We start from the raw sequence: 25011 nt of genomic DNA, 5'->3' as shown, positions 1-25011 counted from the left end.
TGGGTATTATAGAGACTTCATTACCCACACACGTCTACACGGAATCTTCGATGTTAAAAATTTTTAATACACTGACGCGCCAGAAAGAGGAATTTAAACCTATCCATGCCGGGGAAGTCGGCATGTACGTGTGTGGTATTACCGTTTACGATCTCTGTCATATCGGCCATGGACGTACCTTCGTCTCCTTTGACGTCGTGGCGCGCTATCTGCGTTTTCTTGGCTATAAGCTGAAGTACGTGCGCAATATCACCGATATCGACGACAAAATCATTAAGCGCGCTAATGAAAACGGCGAAAGCTTTGTCGCGCTGGTCGATCGCATGATTGCCGAAATGCACAAAGATTTTGACGCGCTGAATATTCTGCGTCCCGACAGCGAGCCGCGCGCAACGCACCATATTGCGGAGATCATTGAGATCACCGAGCAGCTGATCGCCAAAGGCCATGCTTACGTGGCAGATAACGGCGACGTGATGTTCGACGTGCCGACGGACCCGAACTACGGTCTGCTGTCGCGCCAGGATCTAGACCAGCTGCAGGCGGGGGCTCGCGTCGACGTGGTTGACGTCAAGCGTAACCCGATGGACTTCGTCCTGTGGAAAATGTCGAAAGAGGGCGAGCCGAGCTGGCCGTCGCTGTGGGGCGCGGGCCGTCCGGGCTGGCATATCGAGTGCTCGGCGATGAACTGCAAGCAGCTTGGCAACCACTTCGATATTCACGGCGGCGGTTCGGATCTGATGTTCCCTCACCATGAAAACGAAATCGCCCAGTCCACCTGCGCCCACGACGGTGAATACGTCAACTACTGGATGCACTCCGGCATGGTGATGGTTGACCGCGAGAAGATGTCGAAATCGCTGGGTAATTTCTTTACCGTCCGCGACGTGCTGAAGTATTACGATGCGGAGACGATTCGCTACTTCCTGATGTCCGGCCACTATCGCAGCCAGCTGAACTACAGCGAAGAGAACCTCAAGCAGGCGCGTTCGGCGCTGGAGCGTCTGTACACCGCGCTGCGCGGGACGGACAAATCCGTCGACGCGGCGGGGGGCGAAGCCTTCGAAGCACGCTTTATCGAGGCGATGGACGACGACTTCAACACCCCGGAAGCCTATTCGGTGCTGTTCGATATGGCGCGTGAAGTAAACCGCCTGAAAACCGAGGACGCGGCCGCGGCGAACGCCATGGCGGCCCACCTGCGTAAGCTTGCTGCGGTACTGGGTCTGCTGGAGCAGGAGCCGGAGGCGTTCCTGCAGAGCGGCGCGCAGGTTGACGACGCGGAAGTGGCGGAGATCGAATCGCTCATCCAGCGGCGTCTGGACGCACGCAAAGCGAAAGACTGGGCGGCGGCGGATGCGGCGCGCGACCGTCTCAACGAGATGGGCATTGTGCTGGAAGACGGCCCGCAGGGCACCACCTGGCGCCGGAAGTAAACGCCATATCTAATATAAAGGCCACGCTTGCGTGGCCTTTTTGCGTTCAGGGTTTATTGAACCTGGTGTTCAGGTATAAAAACGCAAACAGAGTCGGGTAGATTCAGATGCTGACAGCCGGGTATCGCCCGGCTGTAACGCGCGATAAACCGAATCACGCTATCGCCGCTATTTAAACCCACTTTACCTTGCGCCAATAGCTCATCCGGCTGATCGTCGGTAAAAACATTGCTGGCCACCACCTTTGCGCCCAGGCGCTCAAAAAGCGTGACGTTGACCAGCGAGGGTTGGTACGACTCCTGCGCCAGCCAGTCTCTGGCCTGCTGACGTGACCAGATATGGCTGTCGTTGGCGCGGGCGAAGAGTTCCAGCAGCCAGCCGTTAGAGTTTTGATACGGCCCGGAGAAGGGCCAGGCGATCAGGTTATAGCGCGGGCTGTGGAACAGGTTCAGTTTGACAGGACTGTGTAAAAGCTCTTGTGAGGCGGCGTTAAGTTCGCCGCGCGGGCGTAAAACCGCTATCTGCTGGTTAACCAGTTCATCGGCGAGAAACTCATAGAGCCCCTGCACGTACAGCGCTGACCGCGCCGTACCGCAGGTATTCAGGTTATGGTACACCCGCCAGCTATTATCGGCCTGTCGGAGGGCGTAACCTGCGTGAGACCAGGTCAGCCCGCGGCTGGACATATCCTGACCCTGGCGCACTAAAATAACCACCGGTTCCGGCTCGCTGTTCAATTGCTGTTTGAGCCGTTGCGCCTGATGCATGGTGGCGGCGATAGTTTCTGCCGATGGCGACCCCGCGCCGCAATCGGTGCTGGCAGCCGTCGCGCTTAACGATGCCGCGCCCAGGCATAAGGCGACAGCCAGGCGCTTCATTTCGCCGACAGCGGTTGGTTAGCGGAGAGCGACGCGTCCTCTTGATTTACCATGTGGGCCAGAACCTTATCCTCTTTTTTCAGCAATGCGCCGGTGCCTTCCGGGGCTTTCTCCAGCGTCAGCTTATCCCCGGTTTTGAGATCGACCTTTTCGACAACCTGCAGCGGCAGCACCATTTTGACGGTGTTCTGCTTAGGGTCTTTGGTGGTCAGCAGCGCGGTTTTTTGCTTTTTGTTTTTGTCGACAGAAGCGGTGATCAGTGCGACGGGAACCAGGACCGGCGAGAGAATAATACCGCTCACTAATGCCGAACTGCCGATGCTGGCAATTCCCGAAGAGAGAGCATAGACGGCGGTGGTACGCTCATCGGCATGAGCGATGGACGAAATTGCCAGCAATGCTGCGGCGAAGATGGACGTTTTACGCATAGTAGTCCCTTAACGTTGAATAGATTGACGATATAGCCAGAGGAGTAACGCCAGTACGCTTGCCGGCAGCCAGACCCACTGCAGCTCAGAGAGGATCACCTGATGGCCATAAGGCGTGGCATAACGCGATAGCGCGAATGGCGCCACTTTAATCACCTGCCAGGGCAGGAAGAAGCGCTCATCGGACCAGGGCCACAGCCAGCCGACGCCTTTACCGCCGTCGGTGATGGCATCGAGCAGGCTATGTGATAACAGGCAGACGCTAAGAAACGCCCAACTGCGCACCAGCCCGCAGCGAAATTTCCTGCCAGCTATCGCCAGACACAGCAAAGGAACCACCAGCGCGAACAGTAACGAGTGGGTAAATCCGCGGTGGCCGAAAACGTTGCCGTAGGCGACGCCGAACTTAAACGCCAGCACGTCGGCATCCGGTAACATCGCCAGCGCTACGCCGGCCAGCAGCAGGCGCGGGGGAATAATTTTGCGTCCCAGCCCTAACCCCAGACACAGTGGAACAGCGGCATGAGTGATGATAGTTGCCATCGGCTTATATTCTGCAAATAAAAGCCTATTATCAGTAGGGTATTTGAGGATTACATCCCCGCATTATTCTGATTTTCCAGCGGGAGAGAGCTGGCGCCGGATCCGGCGCCAGAGAGGATTAGGCAATCACGGTAATGCTTTGACCGTCAAAGGTCACCGTTTGCCCGGCAACGATTTTACAGCGTTTGCGGGTTTCCACCGCGCCGTCGACTTTTACCAGCCCGTCGGCGATGGCGATCTTCGCCTGGGCGCCGCTTTCGCTCCAGCCTTCCAGCTTCAGCAGATCGCACAGCTCAACGTGCGGGTGTTTACCTAAGGAAAATGTCGCCATCTCAGGCCTCCTCAACGTCGTGATACTCTTCGCACGCCTGCAGCGTGTTCTGGATCAGGGTGGCGACGGTCATCGGGCCAACGCCGCCGGGAACCGGGGTGATGTAGGACGCGCGTTCGGCGGCATCTTCATACACCACGTCGCCGACCACTTTGCCGCTTTCCAGACGGTTGATGCCGACATCGACCACAATCGCCCCTTCTTTAATCCACTCGCCAGGAATAAAGCCCGGTTTGCCCACCGCGACGATCAGCAGGTCGGCGTTTTCGACATGATGGCGCAGGTTTTTTGTAAAGCGGTGGGTGACGGTGGTGGTGCAGCCGGCCAGCAGCAGCTCCATGCTCATCGGGCGACCGACGATATTGGAGGCGCCAATGACCACCGCATTGAGGCCGTAGGTGTCGATATTGTAGCGTTCCAGCAAGGTCACGATACCGCGCGGAGTGCACGGACGCAGGCGCGGCGCGCGCTGGCACAGGCGGCCAACGTTGTAAGGATGGAAGCCGTCGACGTCTTTATCCGGCGCGATGCGCTCGAGAACTTTGACGTTATCGATCCCTGCCGGCAGGGGCAGCTGAACCAGAATACCGTCGATGGTCTTATCGGCATTCAGAGTGTCGATAAGCTCCAGCAGCTCGGCTTCGCTGGTGGTTTCCGGGAGATCGTAAGAGCGGGAGACGAAGCCCACTTCTTCACATGCTTTGCGCTTGCTGCCGACATAAATCTGCGAGGCCGGGTTGCTGCCGACCAGCACGACGGCCAGCCCAGGGGCGCGTTTTCCGGCCGCAACGCGAGCCTTCACTTTTTCCGCAACCTCAGAGCGTACCTGCTGCGCAATCGTTTTACCGTCAATAATTTTTGCTGCCATCAGAGAGAGGATTCCATCTGTATCTTTACGAAAGGGGGATGAGGATATTTTGTCAGAAGCGGGCCTCGCTGTCAGTCCTCGTTTGCTGTTTTATCCTGTCTGAGGCTAATTTAGCCTGTTATGACCATGGTTATTACATGGTTATTGGTGCGTTGCGCCTGGCCACTGAGTCGATTTACGCGCGCATTAGCCCCGGCGGTATGCTTCTTGTACAGTTGGTGGGGGATATTTCGCCAGCGTCGTATAAGCCCCGCAGTTTCCTGGCAAAATGGATTGACTCGACCGACGTGGACCGTATAATTCCACGCGTTTCACTCCGCGAAGCACTTGCTTCTCAGGGCGCCCTTAGCTCAGCTGGATAGAGCAACGGCCTTCTAAGCCGTAGGTCACAGGTTCGAATCCTGTAGGGCGTGCCATTTAATAATCAATCACTTATCAACTTCCTCCAGTCGCTGATTTTTCCTTGTGGGACATATTTGGGACATCTTCTGCAAAAATTTGCAAAAATTGAGTCAATTTGACGTGCGTGCTCAGTTAAATGGTTAGGTGCCAGGTGAGCATATCGACGGACCATTTCGATGATTCTAATGTCTTGTAGTATCTGTCGGACGATGGCCAGTCAGAGTACAGCATTACTGCTCTGTAATATCGAACAGAATGGTTAATGCTGGTTATAGCTGAGTGCAGAATAAGCGCTCTGCAGGAATGTGAAAATATGTTGCCGGTAACAGGCTAATAGTCATTATAGCTTTAGGTTCTGTCTGACTGGGTTAAATATCGCATTTTAAGCTGGCGTGAAGTACAGTTGTTATAGATCAATATTGAACACTATTTGAAAGCATACCCTCGATGTTCATCCACTGCCTGGAAAGATCCGAATGAACATCAAATTCGTCGCCATCTCCGTATTCGCTGTTGTGTGCGTCTTTGCATCAGATATTTCCATCGCCAAATCGAATTCCTTAAGCGATGATCAGGTCAGTCAAAGGATTATTGATGATTCTGTCGCATCCTACCCCGGTACTTGTGCCTGTCCCTTCAATACCGCCCGGAACGGCAGCTCGTGCGGTGGCCGCAGTGCCTGGAGCAAAGCTGGTGGGTACTCACCTATTTGCTACAAGAAAGAGGTAACAAAGGAGATGGTTAAGGCGTGGCGACAAGAGAATCAATGATAACGATCAATATCTGAACCAGGTGATTACTTACACTGGAATAGTAGTTTAAATAATATTAAATGATTATTTCGAATACTGCAGCCCATTTGCAGTAAGCACTGTTCTGGTAGAGGCGGCAGAGGCCACGGAGTATATCTTTTTACCTTGTGATATTTGAACCCAGCAAATCTATTTCCCCTGCCTGATAGACTTAGTGTCACCGTATCCTGTTACTAAGAGCACGGGGCTACCTACTCATAAGACACTTCCTCTTCTTACGAGGAAACCGGTTCAGCGTGTTGTGTGTGGAGACAGTACCCATCAACTCAAACTGATAACAAAAAGTTTAATTTTTTTCCCCGCCGCGCTGACTATAGTTAGGGCACTTTCACTTGCCCAATAAGGTCACGATTATGAAATTAGTTATCGCCTCCGTAATTTCTCTACTCAGCTTCAGCGCGCTGGCGGCGCCAGAGGGGACGCTCAGCGTACACATTCTTAATCAGCAAACCGGGCTCCCTTCACCGGGGTGCAGATTGAGCTGGATAAACAGCAGGGGGAGAGCTGGCAGCATATCGCCACCGGTAAAACGGATGCCGATGGGCGGATTAAATCGCTCTATCCGCAGGCGGAGAATATGGAGCCGGGGTGTATAAAGTGACGTTTAAAACCGGTGACTATTTTAAAAGCCAAAATATGAATACGTTCTTCCCGGTGATTCCGGTTATTTTCAATGTCACAAAGCAAAATCAAAAACTGCATATCCCGCTGCTGCTCAGTCAGTACGGATACTCTACCTACCGCGGCAGCTGATGACCCAAGCCGCTATCCAGCCAACGCCTGCGCGGCTTCCGCAGGCGTCACGCTTTTCTCGCACCACGATGTCCACGCCTAACGCTCGGTCTCTTTCTCTTTAAAGTGTTTAACGGCTTCGTCGTACATCGCCAGCAGGCCGGAAATTTCGCCTTCATATTGCGGCACGCGCTGGGCGCGAACGAGCTCAATCAGCAGCGCATAGGCTGCTTCTTCCGGGGCCGCATGTGGATTGATCAGTCCAGACATATCACCTCCTTAACAGTGGGCCTTTAGCCTACCCCTCGGCGGGAAAACGCAACAGCCTGATATGCAACCAGTACTTCTTATATGGCTCTTATGAAACCTCAGAGGCGAAGACCACGGCGGAAATCAATTGAAGGAGGGGTTATCCAGACCACTGGCGTGGCGGTTAGCGGTGCATCTACACCGGCAGGAGGCTCATCATCAGCCAGGCGATGGCGATGCAGATAAGGGTCATCGACAGCACAAAATTCATGGTAGCTCCTCTTCATCCTTTCTTTACTCAACGTAAATTTTGACAGCGATGATCGCCTTTATCCTTGGCGATTTGTGCCGCTATCCGGCGGTGGGCTGGGGAAAGACGGCCTGTTTCCCCGTGAAGGCCAGCAAAATATCCTCTTTGTCAGGGTTATAGTGATGACATCAATGAATAAGCTGCATCACATTGGTTATGTTGGTCTTTCCGCCTGAAGAATGACTTCGGGTCGCTGATAAGCTTGCTGGGGGACTAACAGGATGAGCACTACACCGTTAACGCTTTCTTTTGCCGGACAACAACCGCCCATCGCCCTGCCGCAGGTGCCGGGAACGCGGGGGCCGGTGGGAGTCGATATGCGCGGGCTAAATCAGTCCGGATTCTGCAGCTATGACCCCGGCTTCGCCAATACCGCCGGATGCCAGTCGGCGATCTCGTGGATCGATACGGAAAACAGCGTGCTATTGCACCGCGGCTATCCGGTGGATCAGCTGGCTCGCCAGTGCGATTTTCTCGAAGTGGCCTACATCATGCTGAACGGTGACGCGCCGGATGAGGCCAGCTATCAAACCTTTCGCGAGACCATCACCCGCCATACTCTGGTCCACGAGCAGATAGCCCGCATGTGCAGCGGCTTTCGTCGCGACTCGCACCCGATGGCGCTGATGTGCGCCCTGGTGGGGGCGCTGGCGGCGTTTTATCATGACGTCCTGGACGTGGAAAATCCGCAGCACCGGGCGCTGGCCGCCACCCGGCTGCTGTCGAAAATGCCCACTATCGCCGCCATGAGCTACAAGTACACCATTGAGCAACCCGCAGCATATCCGCGCAACGATCTCTCCTATGCCGGTAATTTCCTGCAGATGCTGTTTGCTATCCCGGCGGAAAAATACGTTCTCAATCCGGTTATCGAGCAGGCGATGAACCAGATCCTGGTGCTGCATGCCGATCACGGGCAGTGCGCCTCGACCACTACGGTGCGCGCGGCGGGTTCCTCCGGGGCGAACTTATTCGCCTGCGTCGCCGCCGGGCTGGCGTCACTGTGGGGGCCGATGCATGGAGGAGCAAATGAATCGAGCATGCGAATGCTGGAGGAGATTGAAAGCGTCGATCAGGTTCCGGCGTTTCTGCGCCAGGCGAAGCGCGATCCGCAGGCATTTCGCCGGCTGGGTTTTGGCAACTCGCGCTACCGTCACCGTGACCCGCGCGCCGATATCCTGCGTGAAACCAGCCATCGGGTGCTGGCGGAGGTAGGCATGTCCGACCGCCTGCTGCAGGTGGCGATGGCCCTTGAGGACGTGGCGCTGACCGACCCCTATTTTGTGGACAATGGCCTGTCGCCAAGCGTGGATTTCTATACCGCGGTGATCCTTAAAGCGATGAATCTGCCTTCGTCGATGTTTGCGGTGGTCACCGCGGTCGGTCGGACGGTCGGTTGGGTGGCGCACTGGAACGAGATGCACCAGGCGCCGCTGACCATCTACCGGCCACGACAGATTTACGTTGGCGAGGGCTATCGGGATTACGTCTCCCGACGCGGCGAGCGGTCTGCTGAGCTAAGGTAATGCCTTACAGGCAGGAGGCGCGCGGCGTCTTCCTGCCCAGGCGGGTTACTACTCAGAGATGCCGGGAGAGCAGATAGTGCTCGACGGCGGTATATTCGGTTAACCGGGTATACAGCGCCAACAGGGCGCTGAGAAAAGCGCCTACCTCACAGGCCTGCGGCCTGGGCGTGGCGAGTAATGGCTGTAGCGTAGCTCTCAGTTGATCAAGGTCGGGCTTCAGCACATACGGTATATGCAGGGTGCTGAGGATGGTTTCAGTCTGCTGGAAATCATGACGAGATGGCAACGCCTCGTCTGCGCTTAGCCAGCTCAGGATAATCAACATGAGGCGATTTTTAGCGTAGAGATACGATTTCATGGCCTGTCTCCTGTCGGTAGTGGCGCAACACCATCCCCTGAACTTTGTTCATCAGTTCCACGTTATTTTTCACCGCCAGCTTGCTAAGGACGCGTGAACGGTAGTAGTAGACCCGTTTGATCGTGAGCTGCATGGTGCTGGCCACGTGACACAACGGCATTCCCCCCATCAGCAGGCTGATTAAAAAAGTTTCCTTACGGGTCAGGTTATAGCTGTCAGGTATGGCGATATAGAGCTTGTCGGCGGGGGGCGATGTCAAGCGCGGACCGCGGGCAAGGGCAGCGCTGAGCCCGGCAAAACTGGTGATGAACTCTGCGCCGAGCACAATGGCGAGGCTGCGTTCGAGCTCGCTCAACGGGTAGCCTGATTTGGCAAAAATAAAGATCCGGATCAGGGGATTAAACGATTTTAAACTGAGCGCGACCTGCAGTACTTCGATGCTGACGCTGCTGTAATCAATAAGGATGGTGCTTAGCCGGGCTCCGGCATCGGTCGCAAAAAAAGTATAGAACATCTCACTCTGTCCACTAAACGGGTAACAGAGTATTTCTTTAATATCCAGAGGCTTGCTGTTTGGTTCATTAATATACGCTTTCAGGGCAATATTAAAATATTCTGAATCCGCAATGCAGATCAACATAATGACCTCCTGGCATAAATACGCTGTGCATGCTGTCCTGCCTGATTCGACAATTTACTGTAGAGAATACCCGCCTGAAATAACATACTCCCTGCGCTTTCAATCCAGGGGGGAGAACGTGTGAGGAGGTGGTTAATAATGAGGGTGAGATAGTTAGATCGCATTTATCGAATGTTTTTTAGAAAATAAAAAATAAAAATTACCTTTTATTTATAATGGGTTATGTTTTTATTGTGCGTTTGTTTTATTTCTTTTTCAGAGTGGTGTTAAGACTTTTCTATAAAAAGTAGAAATGGTCCTGGTGGCGAATTTGAATAATAAATAATGAAGTGAGTAGGATGTCAGTGCAGGGAAGGGGTTAAAAGATAACAGGCTAATCCAATGGACTGAGCATTAATAAATTGTACGTATAAAGTACGCCAGGGTATTTCCTGAACGATTCTCCATAAGCGTGGTGATGAGGAGTGAAGATGAAAAAATACAGCAGAGGAATGGCATCTTTCGTGGTGATGATGATGCTTTCTCCGGTAGCGGCACAGGCTGCTGATGGCAAAGTCACCTTTAATGGTGAAGTCATCGAAAATACTTGTACGGTAGTGAATAAAGACAAGACGGTAACCCTACCGACGGTCCAGCGTTCAGCGCTCAGCAGCGCGGGTGAGACGGCGGGCGTGGTTCCCTTCACCATCGATCTGACGAGCTGCACCCCAGGGGCTGATGTCTCGGTGTACTTCGAGAAAGATCAATACGTTTCCACGGAGGGTCGACTAAAAAACACTCTGTCTGACGGCACGGAAGCAGAAAACGTGGATGTGGAGCTGCTGAACACCCGGTTTACGCCGATTAACCTCGCGGAGACCCCGGCGGTCGCTGCAGACGGCAAAGTTGCTCGCCTGGAAGCGATCCCGGTGGCGGTGGCTGAGCAGGATGGTTCCGCCTCGCTGCCTTTCTATGCCCGCTACTATGCGACTGATGCCGCCAAGGCTGGAAAAGTCGCAGCCTACGTCAACTTTACGGTGGTCTATCCGTAACCCCTGTCCACGGCCCCGCTCAGGGGCCGTTTATCCCCCCGACAAGGAGGAGGTGAATATGCGGCGTATGGTTCTGGCACTGCTGCTGTCCAGCTATTTACCCTCGGCGGACGCCAGCATGGTTATTGACGGCACACGGATTATTTTTCCCGGCGACAAAAAAGAGATCGCCGTCCGGGCCACCAATATGGGGGAGACCCCCTCTCTGACGCAGGTCTGGGTCGACGATGGCCGCGTGCAAAATCAACCGGAAAAGGATGCGGCGCCGTTTATTGTGCTGCCGCCGATTGTGCGCATCGAACCGGGAAAAGGCCAGAGCTGGCGCCTGGTGTTTAACGGCAGCCGCCTGCCGCAGGATCGGGAATCGCTGTTCTGGTTCAATCTTCTGGATATCCCACCTGAGCCGAAAAATGGCAAGACTGACAATTACCTGCAGCTCGCGATACGGTCGCGTATCAAGCTGTTTTACCGTCCGGCAGGCGTGGCGGCGGAAAAAATAGCCGCGGAAAAAGCCCTGAGCTGGGCGCTGGCTCCTACGGGCAACGGGTTGCGGGTGAGCAATGCCTCAGCGCGCTATATCACCATCGACAGCATCACCCTTAACGGACAAAAACACGCTGTCGGCATGGTCGCCCCGTTTTCCTCGCTGGAGATCGCGCCTAAAGGGGTCGCGCTGCGCACGCTGCCAGCCAAATTCAGCTTCACCACCATCAATGATTACGGCGCGGTAGTGAATCATAATTATCCTCAGTAAGGACATTATTATGAAACTCAGGGAGATCAAGGTTGGGTTGATGCTGCTCCTTCCCTGGCAGGAGGCATGGGCGGCAGAGGCGTTTAGTTTTAACCGCGCCCATTTGCACGGCGCCGCGCAGGTTGATCTCCAGAAATATCAATACGGTAATCCACTGCACGCCGGACAGTACCGCAGCACGCTCTCGGTGAATGGCCGGGACCTGGGGGAAGAAACGTTTGTTATCCAGGAACACGATGGCCAGCTTGAGCCCTGCATCTCACCCTCGCTGTTCGACGCTCTGCAGCTGAAGGATGCCCAGTGGCCAACCGCGGCCACCTGCCTGCGTTTTTCGCAGATCGATAAGGCGATCGGCTGGGAGTATGACAGCGGGGAAAACGTCCTGCGGGTAAATATGCCCCAGGCGCTGCTGCAACCCCATTATCGGGGGGCGGTGAACCTGAAAAAGGTGGATAGCGGCGTGCCCGCCGCGGTGCTGCGCTACCAGGCCAATAGCTATCAGAGCATCGTCGACGGGGATAGCAGCAGCCATCATTATCTCGGGCTGGATGCCAGCCTGCGCGCCTTTGGCTGGCGGTTACATCACCAGTCCAGCTACCAGGCGCAGGAAGGGAATACGCACTGGGATAGCATTGCCACCTGGGCTGAGAGAAGTGTAGTGAACTGGGCGTCCACGTTACGGCTGGGTCAGGGATGGACCGACGGAACCTTCTTTGACAGCGTCAGTTTTATCGGCGGCAGGCTGGCTACCGATGTGCGCATGCTGCCGGGCTCTCGCCGCGGTTTTGCGCCGTCGGTCAGCGGCGTGGCGCGCACCAACGCCCGCGTAACGGTCACCCAGAACGGCGCCCTGTTGTACGAGGCAACGGTTCCGCCGGGCAAATTCACCTTCGACGATCTCTATCCCACCAACGCCGGCGGCGATTTACAGGTGACGATCCACGAGGCGGATGGCAGTCAGGACACCTTTACCGTGCCGTACGCCACGCTGCCTGGCCTGGTGCGGGCAGGCGCGGTCTATTATGATCTGTCGCTGGGCTATCTGGATGAGGACGGGATCGCCGGGCGGCCGGGATTTGGCGAAGCCACGCTGCAGTACGGCTTCAATGACTATATCAGCGGCTATACCGGCGCTAACGCGACGACAGATTATTACTCGACGCTGGTCGGCAGCGCCTTCAATACCTACTGGGGCGCGCTGGCGGTCGATCTTTCCCGTTCTGCGGCGAAGGGCAGGGAGCACGGCTGGCAGGAGGGCTACCGCTGGCGGGTGTCCGCATCAAAATCGTTTACATCCGATACGCGAATGCTGCTCTCGATGAGCCACAGCAACGACGGCAATTATCGCTCCATTCGCGATGCCGCCTGGGAGCACGACCGGCACCCCAACGACTGGCGGGAGATGACCCGCTACAGCGCGACGTTGTCTCAGCAGGCCGGCAGCGGCAGTCTGTCATTTAACGGAATCTGGAGTGAGGATGTCCGCCACCACCGCTGGCGCTCATATCAGCTGGGCTATGCCAACCGCTATGGTCAGCTCAATTATTATCTGTATGCCCAGCAGAGCCAGGATATCCATCACCGCAATAATCAGGTGGTGGGCGTCTCCTTTTCGCTGCCGTTCGGGCAGGCGGGCAGCCTGACCACCCGCTTTAACCACGATAAAAACTACGGCAGCCAGCTGCAGTCCAGCTATACCGGCAGCGCAGGCGAGAAAAACGCCTTCAGCTACGGTTTGACCGCCAGCTACGACATGCCGCGGGAGAACCCAAATGAAGCCAGCGTTGCGGCCAACGGTAGCCTGCGGACGGATTATGCGTACCTGAACGCCAGCGCCAGCGCCGGTCGCCATCAGCAGCAGTACTCGCTGGGGGCATCGGGCGCCCTGGTAGCGCATCAGGGCGGCATGACCGCCACCCCCGAACTGGGGGAAACCTTCGCCATTGTGGAAGCGCCCGGCGCGGTGGGGGCCCGGGTGGCTAACCGCCTTGGACAGCCGATTAACCGCCAGGGTTTTACGATCATCCCTTACCTCGATCCCTTTACCGCTAACTGGCTGGATCTCGATCCGCAGGGTCTGAACGACCATGTGGAGATTGTCTCCAGCAGCACGACGGTGGTGCCCGATTCGGGCGCGGCGGTGAAGGTCAAATTTGTCACGCGTACCGGCTATCCCTGGTTTGCCCATGTCACGCTGCCGGATGGCGCGGCGCCCCCGCTGGGCGCGGAGGTGTTCGACGACAACGGTCGGGCGGTTGGCGCCGTCGGTCAGGGCGGGCTGCTGTATGCCCGAGTGCCGCAAGACCACGGCAGCGTCTCGGTAGTATGGGGCGAACGCAGCGGGCAACGCTGCCGGTTGGCCTATGCCATCCGCGACGACGCGGTGCAGCAGGTTAGCAGCGGCACGCCGCATCAGGTCTGCCGGCCGGGAATAAAGGAGAAGTAATATGAAAAAAATCATCGCATCAGGGGTACCTCTTCTGCTGGCCGGCGGGTACTGCGCTTCGCTGTCGGCAGCGTGCCAGATGGTCAGTGGCAAAACTATCGAGTATTCAGTGAACGTCAGCCAGGCCAGTATCAACCTTGACGTCAGCGATCTCCCCATCGGCTCCCTGCTATACAGCTACGGAGGGATGATTATCACTAATAACGAACGCTGGGAGATCGCCTGCAGCGGCAGCGAGCCCGGCGGGTTTCAGAGCATTGGCGGTTCCCGGGTCGGCCCGGCGGGAGACGGCAAGCCGGGGGATATCTACAGCATCGACCGCCTGCCGGGCATCGGCTACAGCTTTCAGATGGGGGAACAGGATGGCATTAATTTCGATCCCCTGTTCACGGCCTGGCCTTCCGCGCCGGTATTTTCCGGCCAGCGCGCATTTCAGGCGGAAAATAAAAAACCGACCATCTATTTCTGGCGGATTGCCGATAACGGCGGTCTACCGCCGCCGGGCGAATATTGCCTTAATGATTACCTTGGCGATATTTATCTTGGCGGAGTACAGGCGATGCGCTTCAGCGTCAGCGGGCTCTGTATTCAGGTCAAATCACCCACCTGCAAGATTACTGACGACAGTAAAAACATTAACGTCTTCCTCGGACGGCATAACAAAACCGCATTTACCGGGCTCAACAGCACCACCGCCCCGGTTCCTTTTAACATCAACCTGACGAACTGTGAAAATGTCGGCAGCGTGTTTATGCAGTTTAACGCGACGGTGGACAGCGCTGTCGCCGCCAACGAAGTGATTAAAATCGATGACCAACCTGAAGGGGCATCCGGACTTGGCGTGCAGATCCTCAGTGCCGGCGGCTCGCTGGTGCCGCTAAACCAGGTGAGCCAGGTCTGGTCCGGGAAAAAAGGCAGTCAGACGAACTATCGTTTATCCTATCAGGCCCGCTATATCCAGACGCAGCCCGCAGTGACTGCGGGCGAAGCGAACGCCAGCGCGACCTTCGTGGTGACTTATAACTGATCTGCCTGGCGGCGCGGCGCCGTCAGGCATGCGCCAGTAAAGGAAACATCAACTTCCTGTCTTTAAACAGGTTTTCCTTCTGGTCATAGACGAAGAGGATATCTTCTCCCTCTATCTTCTCATACTCGCCGAGCCGGTCTTCACTGGGGGTAAAACCGAGGATGGCCTGGTAAACGTGGTCATCGGCCAGTTCGTTGACCAGCGTCGACAGGCTCTTACCCACGTCGCAGAACAGATCAAAGCAGATCAGCACCGGACCGTTTTGCATGGCGATGACCACCGCCTCATTTTTTGCCGAGTAATAGACAAAATGCTTCATAAAGGCTGAGCAGTAAAACATCAGCAGGCCAAAGTTATGCTCCACCCGCAGCGGTGAGAACGGGTTGGATTTTTCATAGTAATGGCGGAGCAGGGCGACATCGTCAGGGCTGTCCATATCCAGTTTACGAAAATCACCGGCTCGCGGGGAGACCGGCATAATATATTGATACTCTTCGCTCCGGGTGAAGCCAAATTTGGGGTAAAAATCCACCGTGGTGGGATTGGCGAATAAAAAGAAGGCGTCCGCCTCCTGCTGCCAGTCCTGCAGGATGTGATGGATAAGCTGGCCGGCTAATCCCTTATTACGGTGGTCCGGTTCGGTCATCACGGTGCCAATCTGAATATAACGCCGGGGCTCGCCCTGCCAGCGCAGGTCGATGATGTTGGCCGAAGCGTTAGCGATAACTTTATTGCGTTCGACAAAAGCATAGGGGATATAGGCGTCGGTCCAGTAACCTTGCTGATACCACTCTTCAAAAGACAGGTCGAAAGTCTTAACGGCAAGGTCAATGAAGCTTTTTCTTAATGGGTTATTTTCTCTGACTTGCTTCACTAATTGATAATTCATTGTCATAGTTCCTTCTCACTATGGCTTCTGAAAGCGGCGACGTCGGCAAAGGCACTTGCGTCGAATGAGCGCTGTAAACGTAGCATATCTGGGAAAAGGATCCGCAATGTCGATGCTTAACCTTTGCCCCAGTCACAAATAACCGCATGCTGGCCGTGTCAAACCGGGCGAAACGGACTGTTTGCGTTCGCTATCGCCATAATAAAGCGTGAGTAAAAGAGGTATTGGTCGAGAGGCTGAGGCAAATGTACTGGCTATTTTATCGACAATCGGCCGGGCCGTAGAGGTTAGGTTTATTTATTTATGCATTAAACAGGAAATTTTACGCGTTGCGTCTAATAATAGAGTAGTCCCCAGCGTAAGGGCTGAATTTATCCTGGAATCGGCTTATAATAACGCGCTTTGTGATTGAGTATTACCGCACGAATTGGAAAAATACTACGTGCAGGATCCGCTACTTTATTTCGCGGTTTTTGCTCAGCTATTATTGAGTGAATTAACAGGATTACTATGTCAAATTTACCCAAATTTTCCCGCGCGCTGTTGCACCCGCGTTACTGGCTATTGTGGCTGGGAATTGGCTTTTTGTGGCTGCTGGTGCAATTACCGTATCCGGTGATCTACCGTCTGGGAACGGCGCTTGGGCGGCTGGCAATGCGGGTGATGAAAAGCCGCGCGCGGATTGCCAGACGTAATCTCGAACTCTGCTTTCCCGAGATGAGCGCCGCCGACCGCGAGGCGCTGCTGGTGAAAAACTTTGAATCGCTGGGCATGGGGCTGATGGAGACCGGCATGGCCTGGTTCTGGCCGACGCACCGGGTAGCGCGCTGGACCGAGACCAGCGGCGTTAACGAGGTGGTGGAGCTTCTGGAAGAAAAGCAGGGCATTTTACTGATCGGTATCCATTTTCTGACCCTCGAAATGGGTGCGCGAATGTACGGCATGTTTACCCCAGGCATTGGCGTCTACCGGCCCAACGATAACCCGCTGATTGACTGGCTGCAAACCTGGGGACGCTTGCGCTCTAACAAGACCATGTTGGATCGAAAAAATCTGAAAGGGATGGTCAGGGCGCTAAAAGAGGGGGAAATTCTCTGGTACGCGCCGGATCATGACTACGGTCCGGCCAGCAGCGTCTTCGCCCCGCTGTTTGCCGTCGAACAGGCGGCGACCACCACCGGTACCTGGATGCTGGCGAAAATGTCCGGGGCGACGATTGTGCCGTTTGTTCCGCGGCGCAAGCCCAACGGCATGGGGTATGAATTGATCTCCCTGACGCCGGAGCGCACGCCGCCGCTGGCGAGCGCCGAGGTTACGGCGGCCTGGATGAATCAGATTATCGAACAGTGCATCCTGATGGCGCCCGAGCAATACATGTGGCTGCACCGGCGCTTTAAGACCCGCCCGGAAGGAGTACCGCCGCGTTACTGAACGCCTCGGCCAAAAAATAAGCGCATCGGTAGCACGCTCAGTAAATCGCCGTCTATACTGAAAGGGCCTGACTGAAGGCTAATTCCAAGGAGATTGCAGGATGAAAAAAGTGATAGTCGCGTTAGCCCTTTCCGCCGTTGCATTTGGCGCCTCCGCCGCGCAGTTGATTACCAAAGAAGAAGTGAAACACTTCAAACTGACCAAAGTCGGGCCGATCTCGGTGGGGCCGTCCGGTGGCGAATTCTCTTCGCCTTCCGATCTGCACGATCAGCTCTCCAAGCTGGCCGATGAGAAAGGCGGAAAGTACTACGTGATCACCGCTGCGCGTGAGCATGGCCCTAACTTTGAAGCCACAGCGGAAGTGTATAAATAACCTTTTTTAAAGCGTGCCGTATCGGCGCGCAACGCACTGAGCCTGGAGCGCGTTAAGCCTCCGGGCTTATTTTTTTCTGCTATCGGAATTGCCTTAGGCAATAGCGGCAGCGGAAATGCGTTTTTATCGCTATATATAGATTTCATGATCACGATGTTAATGAATTATTGCTTTTTATTGTTAATAAAGAGCCCATTCCGGCCTAATGCCTGAGGGAGTGACCCCTGGCAAAAATAGGTAGGACAAATGTGTTATCATCGCGCCTTTCCCTTTTTGTCTGGGGCTTTCTTGTATGCTACAACCTGTTGTTCGCGTCGGTGAATGGCTGGTAACCCCCTCTGTAAACCAAATCAGCAGGAAGGGGCGCCAGCTTACCCTTGAACCGCGTTTAATCGATCTTCTGGTCTTTTTTGCCCGCCATCCGGGGGAAGTGCTTAGCCGGGACGAGCTTATCGAAAACGTCTGGACCCGGAACGTTGTGACCAGCCACGTCGTCACGCAGAGTATTTCTGAACTGCGCAAGTCGCTCAAAGACGGCGACGACGTTAGCCTTGAGTACATCGCGACGGTACCCAAACGGGGGTATAAGCTCACGGTGCCGGTGATCTGGTGCACCGAAGAGGGGGAGGAGCTAGCCCCGTCGATGGAGGCGCTGACGCCTTCGCCGTCGACCGCCCTTCCTGCGCCGCCGGCCGCCGGTGCGCCATCCGACGTCTCTGTCCCTCTCCCTGATGCCGCCGCGCCGCCACCGGCTCCTACCGTGGCCAGCGCGCCGTCAGGCCGCAAGCGCCTCACTACCGCCCTGGTGTGGGGGCTGTTCCTGTTGGCGCTGGGCACCTGCGTGGCGCTGGTGGCGCTGTCGAGCATGGAATCGCGGCCGCCGGTCAACAAGGCGCGTCTGCTGCTCAATCCGCGCGATATCGATATCCACCTGGTGAATGGCAACTCCTGCGCTAACTGGTCGTCGCAGCACTCCTACGCCGTAGGACTGGCCAGCCTGATCACCACCTCGCTGAACACCTTCTCGACCTTTATGGTGCATGACAAAACGGACTACAACATCAATGAACCAAGCAGTTCCGGCAAAACGCTGACCATTGAGTTCGTTAATCAGCGCCATTATCGGGCGCAGCAGTGCTTTATGTCGGTCCAGCTGGTGGACAACGCCGACAGCTCGACGATGCTGGATAAGCGCTACTTTGTGACCAACGATAACCAGCTGACCATCCAGAACGATCTGATGAACAGCCTGTCGGATGCCCTGGCGCAGCCGTGGCCGGCGCGAATGCAGGCGATGCTCAGGCAATATCAGCCCTCGCAAAGCGTGGCGTTAACCTATTTCTACCAGTCGCATCAGCTGTTAATGAAGGGCGACGTCGATTCATTAAGTAAGGCCAGTAGCCTGCTGGATGATGTGATTAAGCGGGCGCCGGATTTTATTTACGCCTATGCCGAAAAAACGCTGGTGGATGTATTGCGCCATTCACAACAGCCGCTGGATGATAAACAGCTGGCCGCCCTCTACAGTGAAGTCGAGCGGGTAGGGGCGATGCCGGGTATAAAAGACATGGCGATTTATTATCAAATAAAAGCGGTGGATTCATTGGGGAAGGGCAAAGTCGACGAAGCAAATACCGCAATTAATAGTGCGATTGATTTAGAGATGTCATGGCTAAATTATGTGCTGTTAGGCAAAGTCTATGAGATGAAAGGTGAGAACCGTCTGGCTGCCGATTCTTACATCACGGCGTTTAATTTACGTCCTGGCGAAGATACCCTGTACTGGATTGAAAATGGGGTTTTCCAGACGTCGGTTAACCGAGTCGTTCCATATCTCGACAACTTTCTCTCTTCAGAATAAGTAAACCCTCATCATGTGCAAGGTTTTGGGCATGGTGAGGTTAAATTTATGTTTCTCATGAAGCCTCTTGTTGTTATTTTTATTTAGCATTCAGGAGGCTTTAAATAACAGTCAGATAACACACTCTGCTTCTTGTAAGTCTCTGTAATACAACGATGTTTATCTTTTTCTGACACCCTGTTGTCATGTTTATGTGTTAAGCGAAAAAGGTCAAAATATCATTTGTCTGATGTTTGTTTTTATATCACTTTATCTTTAGGACTTATCTCGTACAAATCAGTAATCTTGTTGGCAGTTGGTCGGGTCAATTAATGGTTCTGTATCATGATCTGTACCTCCCAAATAAACTTAGGAGAAAAACAACCATGAGTTCTGCCAAGAAGATCGGGCTATTTGCCTGTACCGGTGTCGTCGCCGGTAATATGATGGGGAGCGGGATTGCATTATTACCTGCGAACCTGGCCAGCATCGGTGGTATTGCCATTTGGGGCTGGGTGATTTCAATTATTGGTGCGATGTCTCTGGCTTATGTTTATGCCCGACTGGCCACTAAAAACCCGCAGCAGGGCGGTCCTATTGCCTACGCTGGCGAAATATCTCCGGCATTCGGTTTCCAGACCGGTGTCCTTTATTATCATGCAAACTGGATTGGTAACCTGGCCATCGGGATTACCGCAGTTTCTTATCTCTCTACGTTCTTCCCAATTTTAAATAACCCGGTGCCAGCAGGTATTGCCTGTATTGCCATCGTGTGGATCTTTACTTTCGTTAATATGCTCGGCGGGACCTGGGTCAGCCGTCTGACCACTATTGGTCTGGTACTGGTGCTTATTCCGGTAGTCATGACCGCGGTCGTCGGCTGGCACTGGTTTGATGTCGCTACCTATCAGGCGAACTGGAATACCTCCAGCACCACCGATAGCCACGCGGTTATTAAAAGTATCCTGCTCTGCCTGTGGGCCTTCGTTGGCGTAGAATCCGCCGCCGTGAGTACCGGGATGGTGAAAAACCCGAAACGTACCGTGCCGCTGGCTACCATGCTGGGCACTGCGATGGCCGGTATCGTCTACATCGCCGCGACTCAGGTTATCGCCGGTATGTATCCTGCTTCTCAGATGGCCGCGTCCGGTGCGCCGTTCGCAATTAGCGCCTCTACCATCCTCGGCGGCTGGGCTGCACCGATGGTATCCGCTTTCACCGCCTTTGCCTGCCTGACTTCTCTGGGCTCGTGGATGATGCTGGTTGGCCAGGCCGGTGTACGTGCCGCCAACGACGGTAACTTCCCGAAAGTGTATGGCGAAGTTGATAACAACGGTATTCCGAAAAAAGGCCTGCTGCTGGCCGCAGTGAAAATGACCGCGCTGATGGTGCTGATTACCCTGATGAACTCCGCCGGTGGTAAAGCCTCTGACCTGTTCGGCGAACTGACCGGTATCGCGGTACTGCTGACCATGCTGCCTTACTTCTACTCCTGTGTTGACCTGATTCGTTTCGAAGGCATCAACATCCGTAACTTCGTTAGCCTGATTTGTTCGGTACTGGGTTGCGTGTTCTGCTTCATCGCGCTGATGGGCGCAAGCTCCTTCGAACTGGCCGGCACCTTCATCGTTAGCCTGATTATCCTGATGTTCTACGGTCGCAAAATGCACCAGCGCCAGAACAACGCATCGGATAACAACACCACCGCTAACGCGCACTAATCAGCAACCCGTTTTCCTGAGGCTCCTTCCATCACCTGTCATCACGCGACGGGAGGGGCTTTCTACATCTGGAGATTTGACTATGAACGTTATTGCAATCATGAATCACATGGGGGTTTACTTCAAAGAAGAACCCATCCGTGAACTGCATCGTGCTCTCGAACGCCTGGACTTCCGTATTGTCTACCCGAACGACCGTGACGACTTATTAAAACTTATTGAAAACAACTCTCGTCTGTGCGGCGTGATCTTCGACTGGGATAAATACAATCTCGAACTGTGCGAAGAAATCAGCAAAATGAACGAGTACATGCCGCTGTATGCGTTCGCTAACACCTACTCCACTCTGGACGTTAGCCTGAACGATCTGCGCATGCAGGTTCGCTTCTTCGAATATGCGCTGGGCGCTGCGGAAGATATCGCGAACAAAATCAAACAGAACACTGACGAATACATCGACACCATTCTGCCGCCGCTGACCAAAGCGCTGTTCAAATATGTCCGTGAAGGTAAATATACCTTCTGTACCCCGGGCCACATGGGCGGTACCGCGTTCCAGAAAAGCCCGGTAGGCAGCATCTTCTATGATTTCTTTGGCTCCAACACCATGAAATCCGATATCTCCATTTCGGTTTCTGAACTGGGTTCCCTGCTGGACCACAGCGGCCCGCACAAAGAAGCGGAAGAGTATATCGCTCGCGTGTTTAACGCAGAACGCAGCTACATGGTGACCAACGGTACTTCTACCGCTAACAAAATCGTCGGCATGTACTCCGCGCCGGCCGGCAGCACCGTGCTGATTGACCGTAACTGCCACAAATCGCTGACTCACCTGATGATGATGAGCGACATTACGCCGATCTACTTCCGTCCGACCCGTAACGCCTACGGTATCCTCGGCGGTATTCCGCAGAGCGAATTCCAGCACGCGACTATCGCCAAGCGTGTGAAAGAGACGCCGAATGCGACCTGGCCGGTACACGCGGTGATCACCAACTCGACTTACGATGGTCTGCTGTATAACACCGACTTCATCAAGAAAACCCTGGATGTGAAATCCATCCACTTTGACTCCGCATGGGTCCCTTACACCAACTTCTCGCCGATCTATGAAGGCAAATGCGGGATGAGCGGCGGCCGCGTTGAAGGGAAAGTGATTTATGAAACCCAGTCCACGCACAAACTGCTGGCGGCGTTCTCCCAGGCGTCGATGATCCACGTGAAAGGCGACGTAAACGAAGAGACCTTCAACGAAGCCTACATGATGCACACCACCACCTCTCCACACTACGGGATCGTGGCCTCCACCGAAACCGCGGCGGCGATGATGAAGGGGAACGCTGGTAAGCGTCTGATCGACGGCTCTATTGAACGTTCCATCAAGTTCCGTAAAGAGATCAAACGTCTGAAAGGCGAGTCTGACGGCTGGTTCTTCGACGTCTGGCAGCCGGAGCATATCGATGGTCCTGAATGCTGGCCGCTGCGTTCCGACAGCGCATGGCACGGTTTCAAAAACATCGATAACGAACACATGTACCTCGACCCGATCAAAGTCACGCTGCTGACTCCGGGGATGAAGAAAGACGGCACCATGGATGACTTCGGTATTCCGGCAAGCATCGTGGCGAAATACCTCGACGAACACGGCATCGTGGTAGAGAAAACCGGTCCGTACAACCTGCTGTTCCTGTTCAGTATCGGTATCGATAAGACTAAAGCGCTGAGCCTGCTGCGTGCGCTGACCGACTTCAAACGCGCGTTCGACCTGAACCTGCGGGTGAAAAACATGCTGCCGTCGCTGTACCGTGAAGATCCTGAATTCTATGAAAACATGCGTATTCAGGACCTCGCGCAGAACATTCACAAACTGATTGAGCATCACAACCTGCCGGATCTGATGTTCCGCGCGTTTGAAGTGCTGCCATCGATGGTGATGACCCCGTATGCCGCGTTCCAGAAAGAGCTGCACGGTCAGACGGAAGAAGTGTATCTCGAAGAGATGGTCGGCCGCGTCAACGCCAACATGATCCTGCCGTATCCTCCGGGAGTGCCGCTGGTGATGCCGGGTGAGATGATCACCGAAGAGAGCCGTCCGGTGCTGGAGTTCCTGCAGATGCTGTGCGAAATCGGCGCCCACTATCCAGGCTTCGAAACCGATATCCACGGCGCCTATCGTCAGGCGGATGGTCGTTACACCGTTAAAGTGCTGAAAGAAGAGAATAACAAGTAATAGACGCACACCAGGGAAGTGGCTTGCCACTTCCCTTTTTCACGCTGCAAGGAGAACACATGAAAACACCCTCACAGCCGCGCGCGATTTACTACATCGTTGCGATCCAGATCTGGGAGTACTTCAGCTTTTACGGCATGCGCGCCTTACTCATCCTTTACCTTACCCACCAGCTTGGCTTCGACGACAGCCACGCCATCAGCCTGTTCAGCGCTTACGCATCTCTGGTTTACGTTACCCCTATTCTCGGCGGCTGGCTTGCCGACCGCCTGCTCGGCAACCGCACGGCGGTAATTGCCGGGGCGCTGTTGATGACCCTCGGCCATGTGGTGCTGGGCGTTGAGTCGACCTCCGCATGGAGTTTGTACGTCGCGCTGGCGATCATCATCTGCGGCTACGGCCTGTTTAAATCCAATATCAGCTGCCTGCTCGGCGAACTGTACGCTCACGACGACCCGCGTCGCGACGGCGGTTTCTCGCTGCTGTACGCCGCCGGCAACGTCGGCTCGATTGCCGCGCCCATCGCCTGCGGACTGGCGGCGCAGTGGTACGGCTGGCATATCGGCTTCGCCCTTGCGGGGATCGGTATGTTTATCGGCCTGATGATTTTCTTAAGCGGCAGCCGCCACTTCCGGCATACCCGCGGCGTTGATAAACCGGCGCTGCGGGCGGTGAAGTTCGTGCTGCCGACCTGGGGCTGGCTGCTGGTGATGCTCTGCCTGGCGCCGGTATTTTTCACTCTACTGCTGCAAAACAACTGGTCCGGCTATCTGCTGGCGATCGTCTGCCTGTTCGCCGCCCAGATGGTGGCGCGGATCATGATCAAAGCCCCGGAGCATCGTCGCGCGCTGTGGCAGATCGTCCTGCTGATGCTCGCCGGAACGCTGTTCTGGGTGCTGGCGCAGCAGGGCGGGAGCTCGATTAGCCTGTTTATCGACCACTTCGTCAATCGTCGTCTGCTGAACTGGGACGTGCCGACCGCGCTGTTCCAGTCAGTTAACGCGATAGCGGTGATGGCGGCCGGCGTGGTGCTGGCGTGGCTGATGCGCCCGGAAGGCAGCGTGCGTTCAGTGCTGCGCGTCTGGCTGAAATTTTCTTTCGGCCTGCTGCTGATGGGCGGCGGCTTTATGCTGCTGGCGCTCAATGCCCGCCATGGCGCGGCTGACGGTCAGGCCTCAATGGGCATGATGGTCGCCGGGCTGGCGATGATGGGCTTTGCCGAACTGTTTATCGACCCGGTGGCGATGGCGCAAATCACCCGTCTGAACATGCCCGGCGTCACCGGCGTATTGACCGGCATTTATATGCTGGCCACCGGCGCGGTGGCCAACTGGCTGGCGGGCGTGGTCGCCCAGCAAACCACCGAATCGCAAATCAGCGATACGGCGATTGCCGCCTATCAGCATTTCTTCGCGCAGATGGGCGAATGGACCCTCGGCTGCGTGGCGGTGATGGTCATTATCGCCTTTGCCGCGGCCTGTAGCGTTGGCAAACGTCGTGCGGCTGCCGGTGAAATTACCGGCGGCGGCGCCTGACGCTCGTCCCGGCTCGTGGCGTAAACACCTTATCCGGGCCGCGATTCGTAGCCCCGGTAAGCGCAGCGCGACCGGGGGCATTACCTCAACAGCGGAGCGCGAAGTCGCTCCTTGCACAGCTTAGTGAACAGGAGGAGGATATTCTGGCATGCGCGGAGGCCAACGATAAAAAATACCGTTACTGAAGCCATAGCTGAGTGAGATCAGCTTGGAGTGAATCC

Annotated in this window: 23 protein-coding genes, 1 tRNA gene and 2 pseudogenes; 16 read left to right on the top strand and 10 right to left on the bottom strand. The window is 55.1% G+C overall.

Annotated features, from left to right (window positions below):
• The first annotated feature begins 50 nt into the window (after positions 1 to 50).
• Entirely contained in the window at positions 51 to 1436 is a 1386-nt protein-coding gene (cysS, locus tag LPQ25_RS19470) for a cysteine--tRNA ligase (RefSeq protein WP_226340382.1), read from the top strand.
• A gap of 53 nt (positions 1437 to 1489) precedes the next feature.
• Here the strand turns inward: cysS and LPQ25_RS19465 are convergent, their stop codons facing one another.
• The 5 genes from LPQ25_RS19465 to folD all read right to left on the bottom strand — a co-directional run bounded on the left by LPQ25_RS19465 (position 1490) and on the right by folD (position 4484).
• Positions 1490 to 2314 carry a DUF2145 domain-containing protein gene (locus tag LPQ25_RS19465; protein ID WP_226340383.1) on the bottom strand — a complete coding sequence of 275 codons (825 nt, stop codon included), beginning with the start codon at positions 2312 to 2314 and terminating at the stop codon, positions 1490 to 1492.
• Positions 2311 to 2742, bottom strand: coding sequence for an STM0539 family protein (locus LPQ25_RS19460; RefSeq protein ID WP_012737548.1), 432 nt, complete (start codon positions 2740 to 2742; stop codon positions 2311 to 2313). The genes LPQ25_RS19465 and LPQ25_RS19460 overlap by 4 nt, the downstream gene beginning before the upstream one ends.
• A 9-nt stretch (positions 2743 to 2751) precedes the next feature.
• The gene (locus LPQ25_RS19455) at positions 2752 to 3285 is read right to left on the bottom strand and encodes a metal-dependent hydrolase (RefSeq protein ID WP_012737549.1); all 534 of its coding nucleotides are present in this window, start codon (positions 3283 to 3285) and stop codon (positions 2752 to 2754) included.
• Positions 3286 to 3403: 118 nt separating this feature from the next.
• Positions 3404 to 3616 (bottom strand): ribosome-associated protein YbcJ, encoded by a 213-nt coding sequence (gene ybcJ / locus LPQ25_RS19450; protein WP_012737550.1) that lies wholly within the window; start codon positions 3614 to 3616, stop codon positions 3404 to 3406.
• Position 3617: 1 nt separating this feature from the next.
• Complete coding sequence (gene folD / locus LPQ25_RS19445) at positions 3618 to 4484, bottom strand: bifunctional methylenetetrahydrofolate dehydrogenase/methenyltetrahydrofolate cyclohydrolase FolD (protein WP_004143017.1); 867 nt, start codon at positions 4482 to 4484, stop codon at positions 3618 to 3620.
• A 339-nt stretch (positions 4485 to 4823) separates the two neighbouring features.
• On the opposite strand from folD, the gene LPQ25_RS19440 reads away from it, so the two are divergent.
• A tRNA-Arg gene (locus LPQ25_RS19440) sits at positions 4824 to 4900 on the top strand.
• Between the two features lie 19 nt (positions 4901 to 4919).
• Here LPQ25_RS19440 and LPQ25_RS19435 read toward each other — a convergent pair.
• Positions 4920 to 5064: pseudogene (locus LPQ25_RS19435) on the bottom strand (integrase); the annotation flags it as partial.
• Positions 5065 to 5362: 298 nt separating this feature from the next.
• On the opposite strand from LPQ25_RS19435, the gene LPQ25_RS19430 reads away from it, so the two are divergent.
• On the top strand, positions 5363 to 5656 hold the full coding sequence (locus tag LPQ25_RS19430; protein ID WP_002892360.1) for a hypothetical protein: 294 nt from the start codon (positions 5363 to 5365) through the stop codon (positions 5654 to 5656).
• Between the two features lie 395 nt (positions 5657 to 6051).
• A pseudogene (uraH, locus tag LPQ25_RS19425) lies at positions 6052 to 6451 on the top strand (hydroxyisourate hydrolase).
• 78 nt (positions 6452 to 6529) lie between these two features.
• On the opposite strand, the gene LPQ25_RS19420 reads toward uraH, so the two are convergent.
• Positions 6530 to 6700: a hypothetical protein gene (locus tag LPQ25_RS19420; protein WP_002892370.1), complete on the bottom strand. Its 171-nt coding sequence runs from the start codon at positions 6698 to 6700 to the stop codon at positions 6530 to 6532.
• A gap of 324 nt (positions 6701 to 7024) precedes the next feature.
• Between LPQ25_RS19420 and LPQ25_RS19415 the strand changes: the two genes are divergently transcribed.
• The gene (locus tag LPQ25_RS19415) at positions 7025 to 7165 is read left to right on the top strand and encodes a hypothetical protein (RefSeq protein WP_004142684.1); all 141 of its coding nucleotides are present in this window, start codon (positions 7025 to 7027) and stop codon (positions 7163 to 7165) included.
• Positions 7166 to 7210: 45 nt separating this feature from the next.
• Positions 7211 to 8515, top strand: a complete 1305-nt coding sequence (locus LPQ25_RS19410; RefSeq protein ID WP_004147414.1) for a citrate synthase — start codon at positions 7211 to 7213, stop codon at positions 8513 to 8515.
• A 52-nt stretch (positions 8516 to 8567) separates the two neighbouring features.
• Here the strand turns inward: LPQ25_RS19410 and LPQ25_RS19405 are convergent, their stop codons facing one another.
• Both LPQ25_RS19405 and LPQ25_RS19400 read right to left on the bottom strand, forming a co-directional pair.
• Positions 8568 to 8873, bottom strand: a complete 306-nt coding sequence (locus LPQ25_RS19405) for a hypothetical protein (protein ID WP_004191501.1) — start codon at positions 8871 to 8873, stop codon at positions 8568 to 8570.
• Positions 8851 to 9513, bottom strand: a complete 663-nt coding sequence (locus LPQ25_RS19400; protein WP_002892378.1) for a LuxR C-terminal-related transcriptional regulator — start codon at positions 9511 to 9513, stop codon at positions 8851 to 8853. The genes LPQ25_RS19405 and LPQ25_RS19400 overlap by 23 nt, the downstream gene beginning before the upstream one ends.
• A gap of 470 nt (positions 9514 to 9983) precedes the next feature.
• Here LPQ25_RS19400 and LPQ25_RS19395 point away from each other — a divergent pair, with 470 nt between their 5' ends.
• Genes LPQ25_RS19395 through LPQ25_RS19380 form a run of 4 tightly spaced genes read left to right on the top strand, consistent with a single transcriptional unit; the run spans position 9984 to position 14771 of the window.
• Positions 9984 to 10544, top strand: coding sequence for a fimbrial protein (locus LPQ25_RS19395; RefSeq protein ID WP_009485574.1), 561 nt, complete (start codon positions 9984 to 9986; stop codon positions 10542 to 10544).
• Positions 10545 to 10602: 58 nt separating this feature from the next.
• Positions 10603 to 11298: a fimbrial biogenesis chaperone gene (locus tag LPQ25_RS19390; RefSeq protein ID WP_014907961.1), complete on the top strand. Its 696-nt coding sequence runs from the start codon at positions 10603 to 10605 to the stop codon at positions 11296 to 11298.
• A gap of 10 nt (positions 11299 to 11308) precedes the next feature.
• The gene (locus LPQ25_RS19385) at positions 11309 to 13744 is read left to right on the top strand and encodes a fimbria/pilus outer membrane usher protein (RefSeq protein WP_012737555.1); all 2436 of its coding nucleotides are present in this window, start codon (positions 11309 to 11311) and stop codon (positions 13742 to 13744) included.
• A gap of 1 nt (position 13745) precedes the next feature.
• Positions 13746 to 14771 (top strand): fimbrial protein, encoded by a 1026-nt coding sequence (locus LPQ25_RS19380; RefSeq protein WP_004147417.1) that lies wholly within the window; start codon positions 13746 to 13748, stop codon positions 14769 to 14771.
• A gap of 22 nt (positions 14772 to 14793) precedes the next feature.
• On the opposite strand, the gene LPQ25_RS19375 is transcribed toward LPQ25_RS19380, so the two are convergent.
• Positions 14794 to 15660, bottom strand: coding sequence for a GNAT family N-acetyltransferase (locus LPQ25_RS19375; protein WP_002892397.1), 867 nt, complete (start codon positions 15658 to 15660; stop codon positions 14794 to 14796).
• Positions 15661 to 16170: 510 nt separating this feature from the next.
• Between LPQ25_RS19375 and LPQ25_RS19370 the strand changes: the two genes are divergently transcribed.
• The 6 genes from LPQ25_RS19370 (at position 16171) to dtpD (ending at position 24790) form a co-directional block, all read left to right on the top strand.
• Complete coding sequence (locus LPQ25_RS19370) at positions 16171 to 17091, top strand: Kdo(2)-lipid IV(A) acyltransferase (protein WP_002892400.1); 921 nt, start codon at positions 16171 to 16173, stop codon at positions 17089 to 17091.
• 100 nt (positions 17092 to 17191) lie between these two features.
• The gene (locus LPQ25_RS19365; RefSeq protein ID WP_002892402.1) at positions 17192 to 17464 is read left to right on the top strand and encodes a YdgH/BhsA/McbA family protein; all 273 of its coding nucleotides are present in this window, start codon (positions 17192 to 17194) and stop codon (positions 17462 to 17464) included.
• Between the two features lie 292 nt (positions 17465 to 17756).
• Complete coding sequence (cadC, locus tag LPQ25_RS19360) at positions 17757 to 19325, top strand: lysine decarboxylation/transport transcriptional activator CadC (RefSeq protein WP_012737557.1); 1569 nt, start codon at positions 17757 to 17759, stop codon at positions 19323 to 19325.
• Positions 19326 to 19690: 365 nt separating this feature from the next.
• The gene (gene cadB / locus LPQ25_RS19355; protein WP_002892484.1) at positions 19691 to 21025 is read left to right on the top strand and encodes a cadaverine/lysine antiporter; all 1335 of its coding nucleotides are present in this window, start codon (positions 19691 to 19693) and stop codon (positions 21023 to 21025) included.
• Between the two features lie 82 nt (positions 21026 to 21107).
• Positions 21108 to 23255: a lysine decarboxylase CadA gene (cadA, locus tag LPQ25_RS19350; RefSeq protein ID WP_002892486.1), complete on the top strand. Its 2148-nt coding sequence runs from the start codon at positions 21108 to 21110 to the stop codon at positions 23253 to 23255.
• A gap of 59 nt (positions 23256 to 23314) precedes the next feature.
• Positions 23315 to 24790 carry a dipeptide permease DtpD gene (dtpD, locus tag LPQ25_RS19345; protein WP_004151795.1) on the top strand — a complete coding sequence of 492 codons (1476 nt, stop codon included), beginning with the start codon at positions 23315 to 23317 and terminating at the stop codon, positions 24788 to 24790.
• The last annotated feature ends 221 nt before the right edge of the window (positions 24791 to 25011 follow it).

The sequence above is a fragment of the Klebsiella sp. KPN54798 genome (assembly GCF_021184225.1).
Taxonomy (GTDB): Bacteria; Pseudomonadota; Gammaproteobacteria; order Enterobacterales; family Enterobacteriaceae; genus Klebsiella; species Klebsiella pneumoniae.
This window is presented reverse-complemented; position numbering and strand designations above follow the sequence as displayed.

Bases quoted from the DNA above. Each gene is read 5' to 3' on its own strand.
- LPQ25_RS19460 (WP_012737548.1), bottom strand. From the start codon at position 2,742: ATGCGTAAAACGTCCATCTTCGCCGCAGCATTGCTGGCAATTTCGTCC.
- cadC (WP_012737557.1), top strand. From the start codon at position 17,757: ATGCTACAACCTGTTGTTCGCGTCGGTGAATGGCTGGTAACCCCCTCT.
- LPQ25_RS19430 (WP_002892360.1), top strand. From the start codon at position 5,363: ATGAACATCAAATTCGTCGCCATCTCCGTATTCGCTGTTGTGTGCGTC.
- cysS (WP_226340382.1), top strand. From the start codon at position 51: ATGTTAAAAATTTTTAATACACTGACGCGCCAGAAAGAGGAATTTAAA.
- cadB (WP_002892484.1), top strand. From the start codon at position 19,691: ATGAGTTCTGCCAAGAAGATCGGGCTATTTGCCTGTACCGGTGTCGTC.
- LPQ25_RS19420 (WP_002892370.1), bottom strand. From the start codon at position 6,700: ATGTCTGGACTGATCAATCCACATGCGGCCCCGGAAGAAGCAGCCTAT.
- dtpD (WP_004151795.1), top strand. From the start codon at position 23,315: ATGAAAACACCCTCACAGCCGCGCGCGATTTACTACATCGTTGCGATC.
- LPQ25_RS19455 (WP_012737549.1), bottom strand. From the start codon at position 3,285: ATGGCAACTATCATCACTCATGCCGCTGTTCCACTGTGTCTGGGGTTA.
- LPQ25_RS19385 (WP_012737555.1), top strand. From the start codon at position 11,309: ATGAAACTCAGGGAGATCAAGGTTGGGTTGATGCTGCTCCTTCCCTGG.
- LPQ25_RS19410 (WP_004147414.1), top strand. From the start codon at position 7,211: ATGAGCACTACACCGTTAACGCTTTCTTTTGCCGGACAACAACCGCCC.
- LPQ25_RS19395 (WP_009485574.1), top strand. From the start codon at position 9,984: ATGAAAAAATACAGCAGAGGAATGGCATCTTTCGTGGTGATGATGATG.
- LPQ25_RS19465 (WP_226340383.1), bottom strand. From the start codon at position 2,314: ATGAAGCGCCTGGCTGTCGCCTTATGCCTGGGCGCGGCATCGTTAAGC.
- LPQ25_RS19370 (WP_002892400.1), top strand. From the start codon at position 16,171: ATGTCAAATTTACCCAAATTTTCCCGCGCGCTGTTGCACCCGCGTTAC.
- LPQ25_RS19405 (WP_004191501.1), bottom strand. From the start codon at position 8,873: ATGAAATCGTATCTCTACGCTAAAAATCGCCTCATGTTGATTATCCTG.
- LPQ25_RS19365 (WP_002892402.1), top strand. From the start codon at position 17,192: ATGAAAAAAGTGATAGTCGCGTTAGCCCTTTCCGCCGTTGCATTTGGC.
- LPQ25_RS19390 (WP_014907961.1), top strand. From the start codon at position 10,603: ATGCGGCGTATGGTTCTGGCACTGCTGCTGTCCAGCTATTTACCCTCG.
- LPQ25_RS19380 (WP_004147417.1), top strand. From the start codon at position 13,746: ATGAAAAAAATCATCGCATCAGGGGTACCTCTTCTGCTGGCCGGCGGG.
- LPQ25_RS19375 (WP_002892397.1), bottom strand. From the start codon at position 15,660: ATGAATTATCAATTAGTGAAGCAAGTCAGAGAAAATAACCCATTAAGA.
- folD (WP_004143017.1), bottom strand. From the start codon at position 4,484: ATGGCAGCAAAAATTATTGACGGTAAAACGATTGCGCAGCAGGTACGC.
- cadA (WP_002892486.1), top strand. From the start codon at position 21,108: ATGAACGTTATTGCAATCATGAATCACATGGGGGTTTACTTCAAAGAA.
- ybcJ (WP_012737550.1), bottom strand. From the start codon at position 3,616: ATGGCGACATTTTCCTTAGGTAAACACCCGCACGTTGAGCTGTGCGAT.
- LPQ25_RS19400 (WP_002892378.1), bottom strand. From the start codon at position 9,513: ATGTTGATCTGCATTGCGGATTCAGAATATTTTAATATTGCCCTGAAA.